This window comes from Vibrio profundi (genome assembly GCF_043642225.1).
Classification (GTDB): domain Bacteria; phylum Pseudomonadota; class Gammaproteobacteria; order Enterobacterales; family Vibrionaceae; genus Vibrio; species Vibrio profundi_A.
Map to the genome: position 1 here is coordinate 77306 of NZ_JBHZSF010000008.1, position 25280 is coordinate 102585.

Genomic DNA, 25280 nt, shown 5'->3' on the forward strand with positions numbered 1-25280 from the left:
CAACTCGCCAACCTCTATTGTGCTGTATCTGAGGTTGGCATAAAAGCATTAAGTCGGAGCTTTGGAGGGAATATGTTTAAGGATAATTGGATTCACGAACTGGCAAAACTCGAAGAGAACTATGAACCCTGTGTAATGGTGACCGTTCTTGAAGACCGCGGCTCTGTTCCACGTGATGCTGGCACCAAAATGCTGGTCACTCGCGACCGACTGATTGCCACTATTGGCGGTGGTCACCTTGAACATGTTGCCACCAAAATGGCTCGTGAAATGTTAATTGCAGGTGAGAAATCGCTGAAAGTGGAACGCTTTAACTTAGGTGCTCGGCTTGGACAATGCTGCGGAGGGATGGCAACACTCAGTTTTGAACCTATTGGTACTCAACAAAACCATCTAGTGTTGTTCGGTGCAGGCCATGTTGCCAAAGCCCTTCTACACATTGTTTCAACTCTCCCTTTCCGCGTCACTTGGATTGACGAACGTGACGAAGTCTTCCCAGAAGAGCTTCCTCAAGGTGTCAAAAAGCTCGTCACTGACGATCCGGTCGGTGAAGTGAAACAAATGCCACCGAATAGCTATTACTTAGTCATGACCCATAATCACCAGCTCGATTTTGATCTTACCAAAGCCATTATTGACCGCGAAGACAGCTGTTACTTTGGAATGATTGGGTCACTCACCAAACGCAAGAAGTTTGACTTCCGTTTAGAACAGCGTGGTTATAACCAAGAACAAATCAACACTATGATTTGCCCAATTGGCATTAGCGCAGTGAATGGAAAACACCCAGCAGAAATCGCCGTTTCTGTAGCGGGTGAACTAATCGCACACTATCAAGGTCAGGCGCTTGAACAAAAACGCCCAACCAAGCAAATTAAGTCAAGCGACAATAGCGAATCACAATTAGAAGAGAAAATCGCTTAACCAGTTAAACCGTATTTAACGGGAAAATAGTCGCCGATCTTCAATGGCCATAATGCCATTGAAGTAATCAAAAGGAAGTAAACATGACAACGCAACGCAAAGCTTATCGCGCCAGTATTCTTCACAGCGTGGCCGACCCTAAGGATGTCGGTTTAGAGGAATCCTACGAGTATTTTGAAGACGGGGTAATGGTCGTTGAAAACGGTCACATCGTTGATTTGGGCACAGCCGAAGATGTACTTGCTCGCCAACCGAGAACTCTCGATGTCAAAGAGTACAAAGATAAGCTGATCACTTCAGGCTTTATCGACACTCACATTCACTACCCGCAAACTGGCATGATCGCCTCTTACGGTGAGCAACTACTCGACTGGCTAGAAAACTACACGTTCCCAGAAGAGAAACGTTTTAAAAACCCAGTGTATGCACATAAAGTCGCAAAACTATTTTTAGACGAACTGGCTAGCAACGGCACGACCACTGCTCTAGTATTTGGCACAGTGCATAAAGAGTCAGTGAACGTATTCTTTGAAGAAGCGGAAAAACGTAACCTACGTATGATCGCAGGTAAGGTACTCATGGATCGCAACGCGCCAGATTACCTAACCGACACTCCAGAATCCGGCTATGCCGATTCCAAAGAGTTGATCGAAAAATGGCACAATCGCGGGCGCTTACACTACGCGGTGACACCTCGATTTGCTCCAACCAGTACGCCAGAACAACTGGCAACAGTGGGTAAACTTCTAGAAGAATACCCAGACGTTTACATGCACACTCACCTTTCAGAAAACAAGAAAGAAATTGAGTGGGTATTAGAGCTGTTCCCTGAACGCGAAAGCTACCTAGACGCTTACGATCACTACGGCCTATTACACAAACGTTCGGTATTTGCTCACGGTATTCACCTATCGGATTGCGAATGTAAGCGCCTTGCAGAAACCGATTCAGCCATCGCTTTCTGCCCGACTTCTAACCTTTTCTTAGGCTCTGGTTTATTCAAATTACCAAAACTTGAAGAACATGGTGTCCGAGTAGGTATGGGTACTGATGTCGGCGCAGGGACTAGCTTCTCGATTCTGCAGACCATGAGCGAAGCATACAAAATTATGCAGCTACAGCAAGAGAAGCTTCACCCGGCTAAATCGCTGTTTTTAGCAACCCTTGGTGGTGCGCGTTCTCTGCATTTAGAAGACAAGATTGGTAACTTAGAAGTTGGTAAGGAAGCAGACTTTGTCGTGCTTGATTTACACGCGACTCAGTTAATGCGTTTCAGAATGGAACAGGCAACCAAGCTTGAAGAAAAGCTGTTCGTATTGATGAGTCTAGGTGATGACCGAACCGTTGCAGAGACTTACATCTACGGTGAAAAAGCTTACGATGTGAATTACCAAGATCAAAAGAAGCTAGTTAGCTAGCGTCAGGTTAAGCGCTCAACAGATCACCAAAAGGCTCCGCATTATGCGGAGCTTTTTTTTGTGGTTCACAAAACAAGATGGATAGGAATCAACCCAAAAACTCGACCACGACTCTTCTGCCGTTTTCTAATTCTTGATTATGATAATGCCAACCATATTGGTCGACTAACCTGTGTGTCAGCTCTCAACCCAAGCCAAAGCCTAAGTTATTATCCTCAACACTGCCGTTAACGTTCTGGTTCACAATGGTGACTTGATTACCCACTTGGGAGATTTCCACAGAGCCCTCAGAGGTGTGCTGTAAAGCATTGCGGACCAGATTCGATAGTACAATGCGACATAAGCTTTCTGGCAAAGAATGGACATGAAGATAATCAATGTAGGGTTAAGGGAGGGTTAAGATCTGAAATTAATGTTTTTCGAGCACAATCGTGAAGTCATCGTCAGCGTAATTATCAATTAGTATCACTTGATCCGTCAGCGTTTTGCAAAAGCGATAGATGGCTTTTCGGTTGTATGCTTTAAGCAGAGATCGGTCATGGAAATAATCGCTATCCAATAAGTTAAAAACCACCGCTTCATTCGCTTGTTGATACATTCGAGTGACAATTTTTGACAAATAATCGGGATCGCGAGAACGATAATTTAACGAACCACAAGCAACGATAATATCAGCATCAATACACTCGTGGCGGCTGATGTCTCCGTAAAGGAACTCAACATTGTTTGCCCCAACCCGCGATTCAGCTTGCTTTAGAAAAGGGCGATGCTGGTCGACACCTTGATAGTGACTTAGCGAGTAAGTGTGATTCAAATAGTCATATAATTCACCAAGTCCACACCCTAAATCGACCACGCGTTTATTGTTAAAGTCCAACGCGTGAGCAATGGCGTCAAACCTTGCTTGCTGTGATTCAACGCTTTGCCACCCTTGAACTTTGGGGTTATTGCCCGCCCACGATTTCAGGCGCTTTCGGTGGTAATTATAGATGCTAAAACGATCGAGAAAATGCACAGAATGTTAACCAATGACCAAGACGAGAAGTGTTAAAGGTTAACCCGAACCCGCAGTAAGGGAATATTTTTACTTCGATCAATATCACAAATTCATAAAGCCCTATTACTCAACTATGCTTAAGAGGTCTACACCGACCCGAGATTGAGATTATGCAGTATCTATCCTTATTCATTGTGACTTTTATGGTTGCAACCTTGTACGGCTGTGGCAATGACGCTTCAACCTCCGCAACAGCAAATACCTCATTTGCCGTTTCTGATGCACCTGTTGATGATGCCAGTTCAGTCACAATAGCCTTCACTCAAGTTGAATTAGTCAATAGTGAAGGAGAATCGATATTCTTAGACGTCACTCCAACGAACCCCAACGACGATTACGAACAAATTGACCTGCTGGATTATCAGGGCGAAGATTCAGCCGTCATTGTCAGCTCTCTGCCCGTTCCTATCGGCAATTATCAAAACCTGATTTTGCACATCAGTAGTGAAAATGGCGTGAACTTCGTTGATGATCAGAACGGCACCAACGACCTAAAACAACCAAGTAATATGCTCCGATTAGGTAGCTTTGAAATAACCGAAGCAGCAACCCAAGCCTTTACCATCGAATTCGATCTTCGACAATCATTGGTGATGCGGGGCAACCTGGGGAACAACAATGGTTACATCCTTAAGCCTCACGGCATTACGATTCTAGATAGTTCGGCGGTTAGCTTAAATGGCACTGTCGATCAAAACCTATTTACCGCTGATGCAAGCTGTACTGTAGATACGAAGAATTATATCTATCTGTACAGTGGAGTCGGATTAGATGCCGCTGATTTGATTGACCTTGTTGATGAAGCCGATGAGGAGTTCGATGCCAATAACCCAGTTCCTGCTGGTTCAGTTGCCCCCTACGCGTCGACTGAAGTCGCAGATAATGGAGAGTATTCTTTCGGATTCTTACCTGCTGGCGATTATACGGTCGCATTTACATGCAATGGCGGTGACGATGACCCAATTCAATACGACAGTGATGTCAGTATCCCTCTTCCCATTGATAAAGTATCTGAAGTGACCCTAGCTCCAGAAGCATCTGGCGTTGTTAACTTCCTTTAGTTTTAAGCTTCAATGAAGCTCTCTCCACTATTCAATTAGCTCTACTACCTAGTAGAGCTTTTTTATGGTTACGACCCCTGCTTTGGGTATGAAAGTACTAAGTGTGATGTCGACGAATATTTACCCGTGACGCCTATCTTAAATGCTGATAACGTAATGAAGTTGAACACTATTTACTCATGACTACTTATCGTTCAACAGATGCCATAAAGGGATTTTATGTTTGAGCAAGTCGTCAGTATTTTGTTTCCAGTGTTTGCTTTGGCGAGTGTTGGATTTGTCATTGGCCGTTGGATAAGACCCGATTTTCGCCCAATCAATCGAATTAATATGGATGTGTGTATACCTGCCTTGGTATTTGCCTCTCTCACATCAATGCCACTGGATACCGAGCAACTCCCTTTAATTTATGCCTCGTTGATTGCGCTACTAGTGCCGGGGATTTTGATGATCCCGATTTGCAAAATGGCTCGAATCAACTTCAAAGCTTGGGCTCCACCCCATATGTTTCGTAATAGTGGAAACTTAGCTATCCCTCTCTTCACATATACCTTTGGTGAAAGTGCTTTAGCGCCAGCCGTTTTGCTGTTTGTGGTGTCAGCTTGCGTGCATATTAGTATCGGGCTTGCTTTGCTAAGTAACGGAAACCCACTAAAACAAATTTTTTCGATGCCAATTTTCTTAGCGGCAGCCTTAGCCCTGTTTTTAAACTTATCAGATGTTCAGGTATGGACTCCGCTTTATGAAGCCAGCTCTCTACTGGGGCAAGCAGCAGTACCAATCATGCTGCTTTCGCTCGGTTCTCAAATGGTGAATTTGCGCTTGAGTGGATTAAAAGTCGGCTTGTTTAGTACATGCCAATCAATCGCAACGGGGGCAGTTGCGTTTGCAATTATCTACTTTTTCATTCCTCTGCCGACTCTGCATCTGCAAATGATGGTGCTGTTCACTATGCTGCCACCTGCGGTGATGAATTATCTATTTGCAGAACGTTTTCATGTTGAACCAACAAATGTCGCTTCAATGGTTTTATTTGGTAATTTCCTTAGTGTTATCACCTTGCCGATTTTGCTGACTTTTGCCCTTTCCATATCGGCCTAATTAGCTTTACAAATAATAAAAAAGACCAACGATTTCGCGTTGGTCTTTTTATTGTTCATTGACGACAACTTATGTCGTTCATGCACTTTCCACCTTTTTTGATAAATGGGGGTAGATCTCGTCAAATGGCGCGGGTTTACCCAAGTAATACCCTTGAACAAACTGACAGCCAAGGCTCTTTAATAAGTTAAGTTGGCAGCGCGTTTCTACCCCTTCAGCGATTACGTCTAGGTCGAGTTGATTCGCCAAATTGATCGCCGTTTTCGTCAGAATCATACTGTTCTTATCCGTCGAAAGGTTCTTGATAAACGAGCGATCCACCTTCAAATAATCAAGGTCTTGGTCAATCAAATTAACAAAAGACGCATAACCAGTACCAAAGTCGTCAATCGCCAGTTTGATACCACTTTGCTTCAATTGATCAAGCACCTGCTTCGCGACTGGATTGTCATCAAGCGAGATAGATTCGGTAATTTCAATCACAATCGCCGTCGTAGGAAGATCATACTTATTTAGTAGCTCTTTTACCGAACTATGATGCAGCTCTTTGGTGTTAAGCTCTTTGATCGAACGGTTAACTGAGAATACAACATCGGTATAGCCCTGATCATAAAGCCGCCTTAAATCACGACAAGCTATCTCTAACACGCATCGACCAAGCCCTGCGATCAAATTGTACTCTTCTGCAATCGCAATAAACTCAAACGGGGAGATATAGCCTGTGTCTGTCCTCCAGCGAGCTAACGCTTCAAATTTACTGATTGACTCTTCGTCTGTGTTGTAAATTGGCTGGTAATGCACTTCTAAACTGTTAGCTTCTATCGCTGCTTCCAGTTCCTTTTTAAGCTTAATCTTTCTTAACGCTTGATTCTCTAGCGTCGAAGTAAACAGAACCGGACGACCTTGTGTTTCTTTCGACTTATCGAGAGCAAGTTTGGCTTGCATCATTGGGTTGGTTTTTTGGGTCAGCTCCGACATAGAGGAAACACCGACGGCCCAATCGACGTTAATCGTGTGCCCACCCACTTGGTACCCTGTTAACAAATCCTGTTTAATGGAGTCACAAAGCTCAAGAACTGCGGTATCGGATTCCCCTTGAATAGAAATCGCAAACTCATCCGAGCCATAACGACACGCTATGCATTCATCACTCAAGAGCATTTCTAAGCGACTCGCTACCGCTGAAAGCAGCTTATCCCCGTATTCATCACCATAGTGTTGATTAATGTGAGAGAAGCCTTTTATATCGAATAACGCGACCGAAAGTTGTAATGAACGCTGAAGACGTTCTTCCACTTCTTGAATGAAAAACTGTCGCTTGGTCAGCCCAGTAACAAACTCATATTTTTGAAAACGTGCGATCTGTTTTTCATTGTTCTTACGTTGACTTAAATCTTTGAACACCCCGATATAGTGAGAGACATCTTGATGTTCATCTTTTAACGTCGAAATGGACAACAGCTCAGGATAAATGGTCCCCGATTTCTTACGGTTCCAAAGTTCCCCTTCCCAACGACCATTGCTTTCTAACTCAGCCCACATCTGCTGATAAAACTCAGCGCTTTGTAGTCCGGAAGAGAAGATGGCCGGTGACTCGCCGATCAAATCCGACTGAGAGTACCCTGTTAGCTCTTCAACCTTTGAGTTTACGTGGGTGATTTGGTTATCTCTATCAGTGATCACTATCGCGTCATGACTTTGATTGAGAGCTTGCTTGGCAATGTGAAATTCACGAGTGAGCTCGGTATGTTCGGTAATATTTTGAACAATACCCTCAACGTTCGTGATCTGCCCATGCTCGTTGACCACATTATGGCAAATAAATTTGATGTGCTTATTGATAGGGGATTTGTTCTTACTAACAAAAGTAGCATTCGGGTTACTCAAGTTAGCTAAGACTTTAGTCGCGAAATCCAGATGATCGTGTTCTAACTTAAAGATAAAGCGAGAGAAGAGTTCCGGAAGATTGCTGATAGGTTGCGGATCGGTACCAACAACAGACCAAAAGTTAGGGCTGAATTCGAACGACTGTGAGCCAAAATCCCAAGAGAAGAAACCAATATTGGTTATCGCTTCCACATGACTAAATTGTCGAATCAGCTGTTCATTTTTTTTATTGAGTTTTCTTTGATAAAACTCCTGACCCACGAGGAACCCAAGATGATTTAACCATTCATCATCAAGTACTAAATCAGGCATATCCTTATCAAAAAGCATCACAATCAATCCAACACGCTCACCATTTCGAGCGGTTAACGGAACGCCAATATAAGCATGAGCCTCTAAATCAATGAGTGCTTGGTCGTCAGGGAAAACCTTTTGAATACCGGTGGGGTAGAAACAATGACCATCATCACTGCTTAATGCGATATCACATGGGGTACCTTGTAAAGAATAAGAAAAGTTTTCAGCCAATTTACCATTCTGTAAATAACATTTTGTATAAGCTAACGCGTCACCGCAGCTCGTATCAGCAAGAAAACAGTGGTTCGGTCTGTACTTTTTATAGAGAAGGTTAAGCGAATTAAAAAACAACTCAGAGCTTGATTTAGCCTCAATCAGCCCCTGTAGTAGGTGCTCCATCACACATCCAACACTTATTATAATAGTATAGATAATACTAATATAATCATCAGTTCATATCTATTAGCCCTTAGTAATACTTACTAATTGTACGGCATTTATTGTGTTAGTTATCATTTTAGGATGTTCTAATGAAAATGTTTCATACCCCAACCAATGAATGAGCGTCAATACATAATCTGGATTTATTGTGCACATGAAACAAAAAGCCCCGGCTATAGGACCGGGGAAACAGGGTGGGAATGAGTTTGGTTGCGTGCTCACACCAAACTCCCCTAACCTTATCTAAGACTCATGAACTTAGAAAAAGGAATAACAAACTGTTTATATTTAACGCTTATTTCTATTATTGAATGACCGCCCCTTGCTCGACCCACGTACCAATCAATGCACGTTCTTCGTCAGTCATTTGCGTTAAGTTACCTAAAGGCATGACTTTCGTTTGAACCGACTGCGCCATAATTCTTGGAACATTCGTTTTGATCTCTTCAGCGGTATCCAGTACGACTCCAGCTGGTGCTACCGCAAATGCAGCGTGAGTTGGGGTTGCTGAGTGACATACAGAACAGCGCACTTGAATGACTTCGTTGATTTCTTCAAACGTGACGCCATTGCTGTGACTCTCTGTCGCTAGCTCAAGTACTTCTTTCGCAGGGTCTGCTTCAGTTGTCGCTTTAGTTTCAACGTTTGCAGCAGGCGCCGCTGGTGCAACACTTGGTCTATTCGCATATGGCGAAGTGACGAATGCCAATGTAATCATACCTAGAGCCGCTACAGGCACTGTCCAAGCATACTTCTGGCTACCGTGACGAGTGTTGAAGTAGTGACGAACTAAGATACTGAAGATTGCTAAGCCCGCTAAAATTAACCAGTTGTACTCCGAGCCGTATGTGCTTGGGAAGTGGTTACTGATCATAATGAACAGTACTGGCAACGTTAGGTAGTTGTTGTGACGAGAACGAAGTAGACCTTTCGCTGGTAGCGCAGGATCTGGTTCGCGCTTTTCTTCAATCGCTTTCACTAGGTTACGCTGTGCTGGCATGATGACGCGGAATACGTTACCCACCATGATCGTACCGATAATCGCACCAACGTGAATGTAAGCACCACGGCCACTGAACACTTGAGACAGGCCGTAAGTCGCTCCGACTAAGCCGACGAACAATACCAAGCCAAGCAGCATTGGCGTTTTTCCTAGCGGTGAATCACACAGTAGATCGTAGATAAACCAACCCGCGATTAGAGAACCAATACCAATTGCAATCGCCGTGGTTGAATCCAAACCAGAGCCTGGGGCAATCAGGTAAATTTCCGCATTTAGGTAGTAAACCACACCCAACAGACACACACCTGTGATCCACGTGAAGTACGCTTCCCATTTGAACCAGTGTAGGTGCTCAGGCATCTCTGGCGGTGCGAGTTTGTATTTCTCTAGGTGATAAATACCACCACCGTGAATTGCCCATAAGTCGCCAGACAATCCCGTTTTTGGGTTGACTCGGTTAAGGTTATTTTCCAACCAAACAAAGTAAAATGATGCACCAATCCATGCTACACCAACAATCATGTGTATCCAGCGAATTGCTAAATTCAACCATTCCGTAATATGCGGATCCATAATAAAACTCCTGTATCACCAACTACGCGCTTGCGAGTTGTGCGTTATCCTTCATGCTCTCTGTTGACGTACTTGCTTCACCTTGCTCTAGGTTTGGCAAATCATCCAAAGACAAACTCACTAAATCACTTTCAAAATGCACTTCATCGCAGTTATGGCCTTCGCCTCCGCGATCGACGATCAAAAACTTATCTTGATCCGTCAGTGCTAATACAGGGTGATGCCAAACACCTTTGTGATAGTTCACACCCTGCTTACCATTGCTGTAAAACGCACGGCATTGGCTGAGTTGTGGGTCATCTCCTTTAGGAGCAACAACAATTAGATACGGTTGACTCAGCAGAGGAACAAAAGCTTGTGACCCAAGCGGATGCCTTTCTAGCATCTGAATGGTTAGCGGGTACTGAAGTGGCGTTGCTTGAAAGATGCTGATGATCGCGTTACCGCCCTGCTCATCTACATCCGCTTGCGCCAACTTATGGTAACGCCTGGTAGAACCGTTATTGATCATAAAGTAATCACTATTTTCTACTTCAATCACATCACCAAACTCAGCAAATGCTTGTTTAGTGAGAGGTTCTATCGTCAGCTTTTGAATTCCATTGCTCATGTTGCTTCCTTAAGTCTTCCGATATATGAGCTCAATTAATTGGCCTGTATTTGCTCTGTGGGCTTCTATGTTTAGGAACATATCGATACATTCCGCCCAATTAATCGAGTAATAATAAAATGAGAACTTATCCGCTAGCTTTCACAGCCACGGTTAAGACTAAATCTGCGATAGTTGTCTTCTATGACTTACATATCCCAGAGACGAAACATTGCGATCTTATTGATCTCTTGAATCGCCGTAGCAAACTCAGTTTCACTATCATTTCCTAATCGCATCTCGAAGGACTCAAGAATTTGGTAACGATTGGCTCCCTTTACTGCCATGATAAAAGGGAAGTTGAAGCGACTTTTGTAGCTGTTGTTGTAAGAAGTAAATTTGGCGAACTCTTCTGCGCTGCATTGGTCGATGCCCGCGCCCGCCTGCTCTTTGGTTGAAGATTCTGTTAACTCTCCATTTACGGCTGCTCTTCCGGCTAAATCCGGGTGAGCGTTGATCAATGCCAACTGCTTGTCTTGATCTGCGCTGATCAGCGTTGACGCCATTTTCAAATGAAGATTCTCTATATGATCGTCTTCGGCGTTCAACCCTTGATCAAAAACAGCTTCTGCAACCCATGGGCTGTGCTCGTAAACATCAGCGAAATGAGCGACAAAGGTATCGCGATCCATCTTAGTTGGTTGGCATGATCTAAATTCAGTCACGTGAAGCCTCCTTGCTGCTAGCGTATTGCTGTTATTAATTGTTATTTATCTGTATTTGCTTGGTACGGATGATGCTCATGCCAGTGATTCGCGATATCAATTCGGCGACACAACCACACGCTTTCATGCTGTTTGACGTAATCTAAGAAACGTCTTAGCGCTGCGATACGACCAGGACGACCAATCAGGCGGCAATGCAAACCGACCGACATCATTTTCGGTGCTGTCTCACCTTCTAAATACAAGGTGTCGAACGTGTCTTTTAAGTACTGGAAGAATTGTTCGCCAGAGTTAAAACCTTGCACCGTAGAAAAACGCATATCGTTCACATCTAGCGTATACGGGATCACCAATTGAGGTTGACCTGTCTCAGTGTGCCAATACGGAAGATCATCATCGTATGCATCTGAGTCATATAAAAAACCACCCTCTTCTGCGACAAGACGACGCGTATTAGGACCAGTGCGTCCAGTGTACCAACCTAGTGGGCGCTGACCTGTGATCTCTTGAATGATCTCAATCGCTTTGGTCATATGATCGCGCTCTTGGGATTCATCCATATATTGGTAATCAATCCAGCGATAACCGTGACTACAAATTTCGTGCCCTGCTTCTACCATTGCTTGCGCGACATCTGGGTGACGCTCTATCGCCATCGCAACCGCAAATACCGTTAGAGGAATCTCGTATTCGTCAAACAGGCGTAGTATTCGCCAAACACCGGCGCGGCTTCCATATTCATAAATCGATTCCATGCTGATATGGCGCTCACCCTTAATTGGTTGCGCAGATGGAATCTCTGAGAGAAATGCTTCCGATTCATCATCACCATGTAATAAGCAACGTTCGCCACCTTCTTCGTAGTTCAATACAAAAGAGACTGCGACACGTGCATCACCTGGCCATTTAGGATTTGGCGGATTAGCACCATACCCGACTAAGTTTCTTGAATAATCCTTATTCATCCAAGTACTCCTAACAAAAAGTGATTGGCTCCATTGCATTAGTAACGAATGCATCAACTAAGCCCCTGTAACATTTATTGTATACAATTATTTATCTCAATGTAAAGATTTTGTTAGTTAAGTTAAAATTATTTAAACTAACTCTATATAAACAACAAGTTAGCAACTTAATCTACTGGCTTATATTGGCAGCAGGCGTGAGTCTATATGCAAAAAATGCGACATCAAGGTTAACATTTTTATAACAAAGGGCTTTACTAATTGTATACATTGCGTTCATAGTTGTATCAACACAAGACGCAACAGACAATTGTGTACAAAGAGTAAAACTAGGAAATATTAGGGGCGTGAGAGCGCTAAGAAGGAATTATGGGCAGATTAACAACACACGTTTTGGATACAATGCATGGCTTGCCAGGCGCTGAAATCAAAGTAGAACTTTTTAAAGTAGATGGGGAATCAGTTGAGAAACTCGCAACCATTCTCACCAACTCTGATGGCCGTACAGACGCTCCGATCCTTGCAGGAAATGACTTCCGCTCAGGCAAGTATCAATTGGTTTTCCATGTCGCGGATTACTACCAAAGCAAAGGTGTCACGCTCGATGACGTACCATTTTTAGACGATGTCGTAATCCGTTTTGGTTTGAACGATCAAGATGCGCATTACCATGTACCGCTACTCGTTTCGCCTTACAGTTTCTCAACTTATCGAGGCAGCTAAGCGAACGTATTCACACTGAATCGTTTCGTCGCACACATTATTCGCATCTTCTGTTAGGGGCTTACACCTTTCTGTATCCCCACTAGGAATGCTTTGCCTGAAATATGGCGATTAAGAATATGAATGATTAGGGAAACACAGGCTATTAATCGTATCGATTATTGGTTTAACCCTAAAAATTCAGACACTTAAAATTGAAATCTAGTTGTATTCAATCACGAAAAACAACAAAAAGGACTTGCTGACATGAGTGAGAGTAAAACAGAAATACTCAACCAAGACGCTAATAACGGATTCTTAGAAAAACTTTTTAAGATCAAAGCACACGGAAGTAGCATCAAGGATGAATTAATCGGTGGCGTAACAACCTTCGCTACCATGGCTTACATTATATTCGTCAACCCGCAAATTATGGCGGCATCAGGTATGGATGCTGGCGCCGTGTTCGTTGCAACTTGTATCGGTGCTGCAATCGGTTGTCTGTTGATGGGTCTTTTTGCAAACTGGCCAGTCGGCCTTGCACCTGGCATGGGCTTGAACGCTTTCTTCTCTTTCACAGTAGTAAGTGAAATGGGTTACAGCTGGGAAGTCGCGCTCGGTGCGGTGTTTATTTCCGGTATCTTATTCGTCGGGATGAGTTTCTACAAAGTCCGCCAATGGATAATTGAGAGTATTCCTGAAAGTTTACGTTACTCAATGACCGCTGGTGTAGGTTTGTTCTTGGGCTTAATCGGCCTTAAAACTGCAGGCATCGTGGTAGAAAACCCAGCAACTCTCGTTTCTCTTGGTGACTTCACTAAGCCAGAAGCCTTGCTTGCGGCTATCGCATTCCTAATCATTGCGGTATTAAGTGAGCGTAAAGTATTTGGTGCAGTGCTTATCGGTATTCTTAGCGTAACGCTAATCGGTATGATGCTTGGTCTAGTACAATACAACGGTTTCTTCGCGGCACCACCTAGCATTGCGCCAACGTTTATGGCAATGGATATTGCGGGTGCACTTAACGTATCAATGATCAGTGTTATCTTAGCGTTCCTTTTTGTAAACATGTTCGACACTGCTGGTACGCTAATGGGCGTTGCAGAACGAGCGAACCTAACTAACCCTGAAACAGGTAAGATTGAAGGCCTAAGCAAAGCGCTTAAAGCTGACAGTATCTCAAGTGTTGCAGGTGCTTGTGTAGGTTGTCCTCCAGTAACCAGTTACGTAGAAAGTGCTGCAGGTGTTGCTGCAGGTGCTCGTACAGGTTTATCAGCTATCGTAGTAGGCGCATTGTTCTTAGCAGCAATCTTCCTATCGCCACTAGCAGGTATGATCCCAGCTTACGCAACATCTGGCGCACTAATTTACGTAGCCTTCGTAATGATGAGCAGCATGCAACATGTTGATTGGAAAGATTTCACAAACGGTGCTCCAGCGGCTATTACAGCGTTGATGATGCCACTGACCTTCTCTATCGCAAATGGTATTGCCTTAGGTTTCATCACTTACACAGTACTTAAAGTAGCAACAGGTAAAACGAAAGATGTATCAATCTCAATGTACTTCTTGACGGTTATCTTTGTTGCGAAACTTGTGTTCATTGGTTAATCACCAAGTTCACTTATAGGTTGGCTCGTTTGAGCCAACCTAACCAAGCTCTACCTCTAATAATAAATACAGACACACCCAAGAATTAAGAAAGCTAATTGTACTAACACGCAGAAGAGAGGATTTTCTGTGCGTTTAGTGCACCTTTTTTATGACCCTACGCAGTTTGTAGAAGTCATTATTTGACCGTCATTCGCTTGTGCACGGAACACAGGCAGAGGAATATCAAATGAAACTTCTGTACACCCTAAATGAAAGACCACCACACGGCTTAACCCTGCTACTCGCTCTACAACATATGCTCGCTTCTATCGGCGGTATTGTTGCCGTTCCCCTCATTGTTGGTGCCTCTATCGGCTTACCCAACGAAGAGATTGTTTCTTTAATCAATGCTGCTTTACTGGCATCTGGCTTAGTCACTGTTGCTCAGTGTATCGGTATAGGCCCGGTCGGTATCAAATTACCCGTCGTTATGGGTTCCAGCTTTGCGTTCCTAGGCGTTGCCATTTCAATTGGTAATGAAGGTGGCGTAAGCGCCATCATGGGCTCGGCACTGATTGGTTCTTTCGTGGTTATTGCTGCCAGCTTCTACATGGATAAAGTTCGAAAGCTCTTTCCTACAGTCGTAAGTGGCGTGGTGGTAACCTTAATTGGCTTAACCATACTCCCCGTCGCAATGAACTGGGTGGGTGATTCGCCTGCCGTCAGTGAAGAATTTGCAACCTTACCTAAACTTTTCCTAGCGCTTGTATCACTTGGTATTGTGGTTGGCGTATCGGTTTACTGTAAAGGCGCTGTTGCCGCTTCTGCAATTGTCATTGGTTTAGCGGGTGGTTACATCGTCGCGCTATCGCTTGGCATGGTGAACTTAGAGCAAATCAGTTCGGCAGCCTGGGTCGGTGGCCCTGAACCATTTAAATACGGCTTTACCTTTTCTATTAGTGCCATTATTAGTATGAGCTTGGTCTACATCGTTGTTATCGCGGAAGCGACTGGTGACTTCATGGCGCTGGGTAACAACTGCCAAACTAAAGTGAGTGGTAACGATCTAAAACGTGGCCTATTAGGCGATGGTATTGGTAGTACTTTATCTTCAATCCTTACGGCTATGCCTCTAGCATCATTCAGCCAAAACGTGGGGATCGTCGGTATTACTGGTGTTGCAAGCCGATACGTGGTGGCGGTAACCGGTGGCTTACTCATTTTAGGCGGCCTTTTCCCTAAACTAGCCGCAGTAGCTGTGACCATCCCTAAACCTGTACTTGGTGGTGTTGGCTTCGTCATGTTTGGCATGATCGCGTACGCAGGTATTCGAATGCTGATTAAAGCCGCTGATACTAAGCGTAACGCTCTGGTGATTTGTGTCGGTTTAGCGTCTGGTTTAGCGGTTACTTTCGAACCACGCTTACTGCAACATTTGCCTCATGACATCGCTAACTTCCTGCACTCAGGTATTACTACCGGTACTATCATGACGGTATTGCTAAACCTAGTATTACCAAAATCGACTAAAGCAGAAGAACAAGAAGCACTAGCAGAAAGCCAAGCGCAAGTAGAGCAAGAAATGAAAGAACAAGCTGAAGAAGAACTGGCTTTGACTCAACAAAAGACAGATTCTGTAGCAACAGAAATCAAAGCAAACTAAGCAATATTGATACAAAATTGACGCAGGACGAAGGCTTAATGAAACCGATCGCCCTGCCAATATATACACCCTTTTTTATTAACTAAAATACTTAAAGACCCTCTTCCCTGAAAAGGCTGAGATGGCTAAGGACTATTATGAATGGAAACAATATGGATTAAGAATCCGCTCGCGATCTACACTGGCACCACAGCTGATGCAGATGGCGGTATTGTGATTAAAGGTAATCAAATCATCGAGCTAGTGGGCAAACATCAAGAGCCAACCACGACCGTTGATTACAGCGTTGATGCATCAAAGCATGTTGTCACACCGGGCTTGATCAATGCTCACCACCACTTCTACCAAACTTTAACTCGTGCCTACCCTGGCGCGTTAAATAAAGAACTCTTCCACTGGCTGAAAAGCCTCTACCCTGTTTGGGCAAATCTTGATTCAGAAATGATGAGCTTAGCGACCGAATTGGCGCTCGTTGAACTGATGATGTCTGGCTGTACAACCGCTTCAGATCATCACTATTTGCTGCCAAATGGCCTTGAGCACGCAATCGACCTTCAAGTCGAAGCCGCTGAAAAACTCGGCGTAAGAGCAATATTCACGCGTGGTTCAATGAGCCTTGGGGAAGATGAAGGTGGATTACCTCCAAGACACACCATTCAAACCGAACAAACGATCATTGATGATAGCCAACGCTTGATTCGCGATTACCACCAGCGAGATGACGGCGCGATGATTCAAATCGCTCTGGCGCCATGTTCGCCGTTTTCTGTCACCACTGACTTAATGAAAGAAACCGCTAAGATCAGTGAGCGTGAAAATGTCATGCTGCATACCCATTTATGTGAAACCTTAGACGAAGAAGATTTCTGTATCGAGAAGTTTGGACTTCGCCCGGTGGATTACTTGGAAGATGTAGGCTGGCTAAACGAGCGTACTTGGCTGGCTCATGGTATTCATTTCAACTCTGAAGAAATCCGCCGATTAGGTAAAGCAGGCATTGGTATCAGCCACTGCCCTACCTCAAACATGATGCTGGCTTCTGGCATTTGTAAGAATAACGAACTCGAAGCAGCAGGCGTCAAAGTCGGCTTAGGTGTCGATGGCAGTGCCTCTAATGATGGCTCTAACATGATTGCCGAAGTCCGCATGGCCATGTATCTGCAAAGGCTGCAATACGGCTCCGCCAATGTGTCGCATTTTGATGCGTTACGCTGGGCAACTTCGGGTTCAGCAAGAGCGATGGGCCGCAGTGATATTGGTACCTTAGAAGTGGGTAAACAAGCCGATGTTGCCATGTTTAAACTAGACGACATTCGCTTTTCAGGAAGCCATGATCCTTTAGCCGCTCTACTTCTTTGCGGCGCTCAGCAAGCGGATAAAGTGATGATTGCTGGTCAATGGCGTGTCACCGATGGCGCCGTGATTGGCGTCGACATGGAACAACTTATGCACCGTCACCATGCGGCTGCAATGAAGCTGGGTAAGTTAGCGATGAACAACTAACATCACTTAAATATCCATTTCGCCGGCTTAGCTCTTAAGCCGGCGCTTTCAATCAGAACTACTGATATTTCAACCTTATCTCACGATTTCCGTATATTGCTTCAATTTCCCACTACACCTCACCAAAAGTATGGTCAATACCGCTAAATTTGGCACAGATCAAAGTTTAAACACCTACTTACATAACCAAAGGGCACTAATGCTCAACAGATTTAGTTATTAATCAAAAAAATATTTTATTAATAATGTTATCAGATAAAGAAATAGTGAATAGACCTGCAAGCCTGAATCCCTTTATTTACCTAAGCTGCAAAAAAACAATCAAAAGCTAATTTAATTATCACTAATTTTAATAGATCACAAAACAAACAACACACTAATAAATGTGTGATCAAGTTAAAACAATGCTTTATAAAGTTGCTATAAATTGACCGAATTCAATAAATAGAAAACAAATAAACGGAGGAGAGTTCGACCAGTAACAACACACCGACTAATAAATATAAATAAAAGCTATTCAATAATTCATCATAAATATTAAAAATGCCATTATTTGGTAGGGGAATTATTGTCTTTAAAAAGCTAACAATAAAAATTAAACAAGGCTAAAAAATGAAAAAAATCAAGCATGCACTCGTATTATCCACACTATCACTTGGTTTAATCTCAGTGTCAGCATTCGCTAACCCGGCTATCGCACTACAAACAAGTGGTTCAGTGGAGCAAACCATTTCACCTATTACTTACCAAACAATAATCGGTGAAAACGGTGCTTTTATTGATTTAGAAACCGATAACTTTATTCTAAATCAGGCGGAATGGTATCAGATTCAAGCTTATGTCGAAGGTGCACTTGCACTTCCTGTAACCGAAGCAAGCATGAAATCTACGCTGAGTATTCCCGACGGTATCCCCTTTTCGAACTTTCAAGCTCTAGTCGAGCAGTACTCTAATATCCATGACACGGCCTACTACTGGAAAAAAGATCTTTATCCTAAAATTGTCGGGCTTTCTTTAAGCTTAGCCAATTACTCACAGATAAAAGACTATATGATCCAGCCTCTTAGTAACGCATTGAACGAAATATTGGCTAAGGCTTTCTCACCATTTCCAGATGATATTGCAGCAGTAGAGCAGAACCGAAAGCTCGCGATCGCGTATCTGAAAAGCCTTCAAAACTTTTCAACTCGCTACCAAAATGAAGTCGCGACGGTTGGCGAAAACCTACTGACCTTTTCAGCAGATCTCGATACTCAAAAGTTGCAGCTCGATGTACTCGAGGGCACACACAACGGGTATTTGAGTGACGATGGCAGCGCTTTGCAGCAGCAAGTCAACGAAATAAACGCACGCATTAGCCAATTGAATGACGACTATAACCACTACGTCACAGTCGCAGCTACCGCAGTGACTTACGCTTGGTTCCCTATGGTTGCTGTTCCTATTATGGGAGTGTATGGAGACAAGGCTGAGAAAGCACGTAAGCTTCGTAACGAATTACAGAGCGAAGTCAAAGACCTACAAAATCAGCTTACTTACACTCAAAAAATATATAACTCATATCATCGTTCTTCAGAAAGTATCGATGTCATTTCCCAAAAAATTGAAAGTGCTATCCCACATATTAATAGTCTTAAATTGAATTGGCAGAAAATGAATGCTGACTTTGATTCATTGATTGCTGCATTAGAAGAAGCAGAAAACAATACCAACATTCTCCAAGATGATGCGCTATTAGGGGCTGCTGGTGCTTTAGCTAATACCGCTATTTCAGAAATGAATTGGAATAATATAAGTGAGAAAGCAAAAGCTTTTGCTAACAACGCTTATATCCAAGAAATGGAATAACGCTTCTTTACCTCTCTTTAAAATATAACAACAAGAGCCACCCTACACCTTAGTTCTCACTAAGGTGAGGGTTTCTGCGACCTAAATTTAATGACTCATGAATATCTACAGGATTCTAATATGAGATTACTACCAATAATTATTTCTCTTACATTATCCCCACACGCATTTTCCGGCGATTGGTTAGAACTAAATAACCTGCCAAATTCAACTGAGATACCAAGTTGGACTCAATCTGCGTATTCTGACATAGGCCCCATTTCCCGTGTCACCTCTGACTTGCATATCAATCTTAGTGACTGGATCACAGAACAAAACCTTTATGCCACCAAACCTTCTAAAGTTGTGGTTTTTGCAGACACCATTGAAGTTTCAGAAAACTTTAACCTGGTTGTGAATAACCAAAACATCGTGATTTTTGCACGTAAAATTGTCGGAACCGGAGCCGCGACTTTTGTGTTGGGCCAACAAGGCTCTGCAGCTTCGGTTACCGTAATCGCCGAGGACATTGAAACGCCCATTAACGTTCTAGCGTTTCAAAGCGATGGCAGTATTTCGCGCGAATCATTAACTGGCCAAACAGGTCACGGCGCTTCAGTAGTGTTGGCCGGAGAACGTTACAGACATACAACGATTGATTCCAACATCACGGGGCAAATGAAGTTAGCGAAAGCACCATTTACAGATGTACTCAATCGCTCCTTTGATATGGCAGCCAGTCTGTTTGATAGTAACCCAGAGTTAAGCCTCAAACTGATTAGCTGGATTGAACAAAGTATGCGCTTTTCTGGCTCTGTCGTAGAGGACGACCCGATACTTTCCGACCTCTATCTACAAACAGTTGCGTTCAAGCAATTCATTGCCTTCAACACAAAAGAGAGCAACTACGTTCCCTACCTTGATCGCGTGTTATATCAAGACAAGTACGAAGCTTATTTAAAAGCCATGATTGCGTATCAAGATCAATGGGACATCATCCAAGACAGAAACACCCAAGTGGAAGACAAAATTGAGTCTTCGAAGTTAGCACTCGCTAACGTAGAAGACGTTTTAAACGCTCAACAATCGGTCATTAAGCAAACTCAATCAAACATCGATAAGATTGGCGACAGCCTCACGGAAATCGATAGTCAGTACAAAGCGCAAGAACTCGTCACATTAAGCGCGAGAACCACCTACTTAGTCGGTGTTGAGAACTGGAAAACTCAGCAACAGCTCAATGCAGCGTTAGCCATTTTTAAAGCCATCGCTGAAATTGGCAGCGCGGTCAGTGGCGTATTCACGGGCAACCTTTCTGGTGTAAATGACTTAACTGAACAGCTCGCTAAAACGCCCGAGGCGCTGGATAAAGCAAAGAATCTTGTCACTAACATTAAGTCTGTCACTGGCATCATCGACAGCGTGACCAAAACGATTTCAGGAATTGCGCAGCTGACCGCCGATGTGAAATCGACCATTAAGCAGCAAAAAATCTCTGAGGCGATGGACGGCTTCAATTTCAACATCCCCACTCTCAACGAGAGTAACTTAGCCTGGGATCTGATGCTGACGGAAGTGCGCAGTAACTTACGGTATGCGGATAGCCTTGGCATTAAAGGCGCGAGAAACTATTTACTGGAGTTGGAAAAACAGATTTTGCTTGGTAAAGCTATCAATACAACCCAGCTAAATTTTGCTCAGGAGCAAGCCAAGCTCGTGGATCTTCTTCTCACTAAAAGCGTAACGGAAAACCAGCAACAAAGGCTTAATAGCGCCATTGATGGGTTTCAATCAGACAGTGATAGTTTTGACTCAATTGAACGAGAGCTTTCGCGCATTCTGATGCATTTCAAACGCCCTATGTATGTCGCATTGTCTAACTATGTTCAAGCCTACGAATATTGGGCGCTAAAACCAAGCGAAGTGACTCCATCACTCGATAAGCGTTATTTAGATTACCAGTTTGACCTTGCTTCCATTGAAAATGAGTATGTGAATGCGCTTTCGTCATTCCACCCAGCACCACAAGATTTTACTATCGATAACTATGTGATTTCTGGAGAAGAACAATTAGCGAGCTTTGCTGACAGTGGTCAAATAAACTTTGCCATTCCTTTGGAGCAATCTCAGTTCTGCGCATTTGACCGCGTGAGGCTTTCAACGATTCGAGTCTTCTTGGAAGGCGAAAATCTACCTTACGGTAAGCAGTTAAACCTCAATATTTCCAGTGCAGGCAACTACCAAGATAGATATGAAAATAACGACTACCAGTTTAGCTCAAGCCCCCTTTCACGCGCGTTTTATTATCGATTGGACGACCCAACAACCAATGATGTCAGCATCATCACTGATGGGGCATTAGCCAATACGTTTGAATATGCGTACTTCCAACCGACGCCATTCAGCTCTTGGAATGTCACCCTAAACAACTTTGATTCAACCGATCTCGATCAAAATACTTACTTGAGAGACGTAGAACAAATTCGAGTAGAATTTTTAGGCAGCGGCATTCCAAATGGAAATAGCTGTTCCAACTAATACAAGCTCTGAATAACGTGCAATGAAAAAGGCCAGCGAAATCGAGTTTCGCTGGCCTTTATTCATAATCTAGACAGTCAATCAGCTATTAACGCCACAGCCTTTGATCACTAATTGAGTAATAAACTTAGCTGCATCGGCGTAATCTTGATCGTCGAGCTGTTCTTTCTTCATGACACTGCAAATCTGCCAACCAAAATCAGCATACGTTTGAGTGGCTGCCCAAATCGTAAACATCAAATGGTGAGCTGGCACGTCGTCCATTAACCCTTGAGCTGACCACGTTGAAAACTTATCAATGATCATTTGAGACTGATTGAATAGTTCATCACCAATTTCTTTAGGAAGTACTTTACCACCGGACATCACTTCATTGGCGAACACTTTAGAGGCAAAGGGATGATCGCGCGAAATAGTGAGTTTGGTTTGAATATATTGAGTTAAAGCTTCAACAGGGTCGTCCAATTCCTCAATCGGTTTAGAGGCTTCTAAAAGAGGTTGAGTGACCGTTTCAAGAACAGCGTTGTAGAGCTTATCTTTTGAGCTAAAGTAGTAAAATACATTAGGCTTAGGAATATCTGCGGCTTTCGCGATATCAACCATTTTGGTTGCAGCATAACCATGCGTAGCAAACTGTTCGCTCGCCACTTCAATGATTAAATCCTGATTCTTTTGTCTGATCCTAGACATACTACGTCCTTTACAACTATTACCTAATCCATAGTAATCAACGTGCTTCATTAGTCCAGTAGATATGTTTTATAAATTATCTAACTGCTTTGTCGGTTGCATTTATGAATAAAAAAGTGGCCACCAGCACGAGAATACACTGGCAGCCACTCGAGGAATATTGAAAAAAGCCTATAAAATCAATATGGCACGAAGGTCATTTACGTTGGTCAAAGTTGGCCCAGTGGTCAATAGCACTCCGGTTTTCTTAAAGAAGTCGTAGCTATTGTTATCATCAAGGTAGTCTTCGGCTTTCAACGACAACTTGTTGCCTTCAATCCAAGTCTCTGGAGTGATCCAAGCTCCTGCATTGTCTTCCACACCGTCGATACCATCTGTATCTGCCGCGAGCGCGTAGATTCGATCGTGGCCTTTTAACTCATTGTATAAGCTAAGCAAGAATTCACAGTTACGACCTCCTCGTCCATTCCCCTTAACGGTCACGGTTGTTTCACCACCAGAAAGTAGTACACACGGGGTTTCGAAAGGTTGGGCTTTGTCTGCGATTTGCTTCGCCAATGCCGCGTGAACTTTCGCGACATCTCGAGCTTCGCCTTCGATACAATCACTCAGGATAAAGGCTGGAATGCCTAACCCTTCAGATTCTGCCGCAGCAGATTCAAGCGCAGATTGAGGCGTTGCGATAATATGGTGAGTACTGTTTTTCCAGCAATCGTCTTCCGGTTTAACGGTTTCCGATTCAGGGCTATTTAGCCATTGGAAAGCCGATGTAGGGATCTCGATATCATAACGCTCTAAAATGGCTAAGGCGTCAAAGCGAGTCGTGCTATCTGGTACGGTTGGGCCCGATGCAATGACACTGATGTCATCGCCCGGAACGTCTGAAATCGCAAGCGATAGAATCGTCGCTGGGTAAGCCGCTTTCGCTAAACGCCCACCTTTAATTGCCGACAAGTGCTTACGAACACAGTTCATCTCATCAATCGCTGCTCCTGACTTTAGCAAGGCTTTATTGATTGCTTGCTTTTCTTGCAGCGTGATTTCACCACCTGGTAAACTCAATAGCGCTGAGCCACCGCCCGATAGTAAGCAAATGACGGTATCATCTTCATTTAAACCGCTAACCAAATCTAGAATACGCTGGCCAACTTCCAATCCCATTGCGTCTGGCACTGGGTGCGCCGCTTCAATCACTTCGATGTATTCACATGGTGCAGTGTGCTCATAACGAGTGACCACCAAACCTTCTAAATCTCCGACCGCCAAGTCAGCACTTTTGTTGTTCTGCCACACTGATTCAAGCTCTGCTGCCATTGACGCTGCTGCTTTTCCCGCTCCAATTACGACTGTACGTCCGCCTTGGTTTGCAGAACGGTAGAAAATATCTTTTGGTAGGAACGGTTCGATGTGATTTTTAGGCAATGCTTCATTGACTGCGCTAGAGAAAAGGGTATGCAAAAACTGTTTAGCATCAATGTCCATCAGCTACTCCTTAGTTGACAGAAAGAATAAAAAAAGAATCCCAATACAAGGCTTAGAAGTGCCTGCTAAGATAAGTTGGAAAGGGTCAACTTCAACTCCTAGCCTTGTATCGGGAACGCGTATAAAAGGAGACGAAACTACGCGATTTATTAACGAACTACATGAAACTTAGGCAAATTGAACTTAGAGGTGTAGTTCAATTTGCAGCCTATGGTGTTGTCTATCCCCAAACAAATCCATAGGGTATTGCTGTGTTCTTTTATCTCGCTAACATTCACCAGCCCTAGCGAATATCAGTGAGACTCCACTGAACCTTAACGGATTGAGTGGTCAGAACGTTTTTCGATAGCTTGGATTAGTGCTGAGTGATCCCAACCTTCTCCACCCATCTCTGCACATTCACCGAACAGTACTTGTGCATTTGCTGTGTTTGGCAGTGCCACGCCTAATTCTTCAGCGCCAGTTAACGCAAGGTTCAGATCTTTCTGGTGTAGAGAGATACGGAAACCTGGGTCGAACGTGCCTTCAACCATACGCTCACCATGAACTTCAAGAATCTTCGAGTTAGCAAAGCCACCAAGTAGTGCTTGACGAACGCGAGCTGGATCCGCACCGGCTTTTGAAGCAAATACTAGCGCTTCTGATACCGCTTCAATGTTTAGCGCAACGATGATTTGGTTCGCCACTTTACATGTTTGACCCGCACCATTTTCGCCAACTAGCGTGATGTTTTGACCCATAATTTCAAACAGAGGACGTGCTTTGTCGAACGCTTCTTGCTCACCGCCGACCATGATAGTCAGTGATGCATTGATAGCACCAACTTCACCACCAGATACCGGAGCATCTAGGTAAGAAGCGCCACCTTCGTTAATGCGAGCGGCAATTTTCTTCGTTGCGATTGGCGAAATCGAGCTCATATCGATGACGATTTTTCCTGCTGCACCGCCAGAACTCAGACCTTGCTCGACACCATTGTCGCCAAACAGCACATCTTCAACTTGAGGTGTGTTTGGTACCATTAAAATGATGACATCCGCTTGCTCTGTCGCTAGTGCTGGTGAAGACACCACCGTTGCGCCAGCAGCCACTAGATCTTCAGGTGCTGGGTTGAAGTGATCTGAAAAGATCAAATCATGCCCTGCTTTTTGAAGATTTTCAGCCATTGGCTTGCCCATGATGCCAGTACCAATAAATGCAATTTTAGACATTGTGTTCTCCTTAACTTACTGAGTGATTGC

At 43.8% G+C, this 25280-nt stretch carries 18 protein-coding genes and 3 pseudogenes; 10 read left to right on the top strand and 11 right to left on the bottom strand.

The genetic code is table 11. The annotated features are described in order from the left end of the window. Positions 1-72 precede the first annotated feature (72 nt). Both xdhC and guaD read left to right on the top strand, forming a co-directional pair. The gene (gene xdhC, locus ACHUFI_RS13575; RefSeq protein WP_394249957.1) at positions 73-924 is read left to right on the top strand and encodes a xanthine dehydrogenase accessory protein XdhC; all 852 of its coding nucleotides are present in this window, start codon (positions 73-75) and stop codon (positions 922-924) included. An 83-nt stretch (positions 925-1007) separates the two neighbouring features. After that, positions 1008-2342, top strand: coding sequence for a guanine deaminase (gene guaD / locus ACHUFI_RS13580; RefSeq protein WP_394249959.1), 1335 nt, complete (start codon positions 1008-1010; stop codon positions 2340-2342). Positions 2343-2430: 88 nt separating this feature from the next. Here guaD and ACHUFI_RS13585 read toward each other — a convergent pair. Beyond that, positions 2431-2697 (bottom strand): annotated as a pseudogene (locus tag ACHUFI_RS13585) (sensor histidine kinase); the annotation flags it as partial. A gap of 54 nt (positions 2698-2751) precedes the next feature. After that, positions 2752-3357 (bottom strand): class I SAM-dependent methyltransferase, encoded by a 606-nt coding sequence (locus tag ACHUFI_RS13590; RefSeq protein ID WP_394249961.1) that lies wholly within the window; start codon positions 3355-3357, stop codon positions 2752-2754. Between the two features lie 152 nt (positions 3358-3509). Between ACHUFI_RS13590 and ACHUFI_RS13595 the strand changes: the two genes are divergently transcribed. Both ACHUFI_RS13595 and ACHUFI_RS13600 read left to right on the top strand, forming a co-directional pair. Next, a complete protein-coding gene (locus ACHUFI_RS13595; RefSeq protein ID WP_394249963.1) occupies positions 3510-4460 on the top strand; it encodes a DUF4382 domain-containing protein in 951 nt (316 codons plus the stop codon). Positions 4461-4679: 219 nt separating this feature from the next. Continuing rightward, entirely contained in the window at positions 4680-5561 is an 882-nt protein-coding gene (locus ACHUFI_RS13600; protein ID WP_394249965.1) for an AEC family transporter, read from the top strand. Positions 5562-5639: 78 nt separating this feature from the next. Here the strand turns inward: ACHUFI_RS13600 and ACHUFI_RS13605 are convergent, their stop codons facing one another. The 6 genes and pseudogenes from ACHUFI_RS13605 to puuE all read right to left on the bottom strand — a co-directional run bounded on the left by ACHUFI_RS13605 (position 5640) and on the right by puuE (position 12041). Further along, positions 5640-8144 carry a putative bifunctional diguanylate cyclase/phosphodiesterase gene (locus ACHUFI_RS13605; RefSeq protein ID WP_394249967.1) on the bottom strand — a complete coding sequence of 835 codons (2505 nt, stop codon included), beginning with the start codon at positions 8142-8144 and terminating at the stop codon, positions 5640-5642. A 346-nt stretch (positions 8145-8490) separates the two neighbouring features. After that, positions 8491-8760, bottom strand: a pseudogene (locus ACHUFI_RS13610) (urate hydroxylase PuuD); the annotation flags it as partial. A gap of 41 nt (positions 8761-8801) precedes the next feature. After that, a pseudogene (locus ACHUFI_RS13615) lies at positions 8802-9762 on the bottom strand (urate hydroxylase PuuD); the annotation flags it as partial. Between the two features lie 22 nt (positions 9763-9784). Then, positions 9785-10372 carry an ureidoglycolate lyase gene (locus ACHUFI_RS13620; RefSeq protein WP_394249969.1) on the bottom strand — a complete coding sequence of 196 codons (588 nt, stop codon included), beginning with the start codon at positions 10370-10372 and terminating at the stop codon, positions 9785-9787. Positions 10373-10560: 188 nt separating this feature from the next. Further along, positions 10561-11076 (bottom strand): 2-oxo-4-hydroxy-4-carboxy-5-ureidoimidazoline decarboxylase, encoded by a 516-nt coding sequence (uraD, locus tag ACHUFI_RS13625; protein ID WP_394249971.1) that lies wholly within the window; start codon positions 11074-11076, stop codon positions 10561-10563. 41 nt (positions 11077-11117) lie between these two features. Beyond that, the gene (puuE, locus tag ACHUFI_RS13630; RefSeq protein ID WP_394249973.1) at positions 11118-12041 is read right to left on the bottom strand and encodes an allantoinase PuuE; all 924 of its coding nucleotides are present in this window, start codon (positions 12039-12041) and stop codon (positions 11118-11120) included. A 369-nt stretch (positions 12042-12410) separates the two neighbouring features. On the opposite strand from puuE, the gene uraH reads away from it, so the two are divergent. From uraH to ACHUFI_RS13660, 6 genes are all read left to right on the top strand, one after another. Next, positions 12411-12764, top strand: a complete 354-nt coding sequence (gene uraH / locus ACHUFI_RS13635; protein ID WP_394249975.1) for a hydroxyisourate hydrolase — start codon at positions 12411-12413, stop codon at positions 12762-12764. A 246-nt stretch (positions 12765-13010) separates the two neighbouring features. Further along, entirely contained in the window at positions 13011-14354 is a 1344-nt protein-coding gene (locus ACHUFI_RS13640) for an NCS2 family permease (protein ID WP_394249977.1), read from the top strand. 229 nt (positions 14355-14583) lie between these two features. Continuing rightward, the gene (locus ACHUFI_RS13645; protein ID WP_394249979.1) at positions 14584-15999 is read left to right on the top strand and encodes a nucleobase:cation symporter-2 family protein; all 1416 of its coding nucleotides are present in this window, start codon (positions 14584-14586) and stop codon (positions 15997-15999) included. 141 nt (positions 16000-16140) lie between these two features. Then, the gene (locus ACHUFI_RS13650) at positions 16141-17502 is read left to right on the top strand and encodes an 8-oxoguanine deaminase (protein ID WP_394249981.1); all 1362 of its coding nucleotides are present in this window, start codon (positions 16141-16143) and stop codon (positions 17500-17502) included. Positions 17503-18114: 612 nt separating this feature from the next. Beyond that, complete coding sequence (locus ACHUFI_RS13655) at positions 18115-19350, top strand: alpha-xenorhabdolysin family binary toxin subunit A (RefSeq protein WP_394249983.1); 1236 nt, start codon at positions 18115-18117, stop codon at positions 19348-19350. A gap of 120 nt (positions 19351-19470) precedes the next feature. Then, positions 19471-21867, top strand: a complete 2397-nt coding sequence (locus ACHUFI_RS13660; protein ID WP_394249985.1) for a hypothetical protein — start codon at positions 19471-19473, stop codon at positions 21865-21867. A gap of 81 nt (positions 21868-21948) precedes the next feature. Here ACHUFI_RS13660 and ACHUFI_RS13665 read toward each other — a convergent pair whose 3' ends face one another. The 3 genes from ACHUFI_RS13665 to ACHUFI_RS13675 form a co-directional block, all read right to left on the bottom strand. Then, entirely contained in the window at positions 21949-22557 is a 609-nt protein-coding gene (locus ACHUFI_RS13665) for a TetR/AcrR family transcriptional regulator (RefSeq protein WP_394249987.1), read from the bottom strand. Positions 22558-22728: 171 nt separating this feature from the next. Further along, complete coding sequence (locus ACHUFI_RS13670) at positions 22729-24039, bottom strand: glycerate kinase type-2 family protein (protein WP_394249989.1); 1311 nt, start codon at positions 24037-24039, stop codon at positions 22729-22731. Positions 24040-24353: 314 nt separating this feature from the next. Beyond that, positions 24354-25250, bottom strand: coding sequence for a 2-hydroxy-3-oxopropionate reductase (locus tag ACHUFI_RS13675; RefSeq protein WP_394249991.1), 897 nt, complete (start codon positions 25248-25250; stop codon positions 24354-24356). Positions 25251-25280 lie beyond the last annotated feature (30 nt).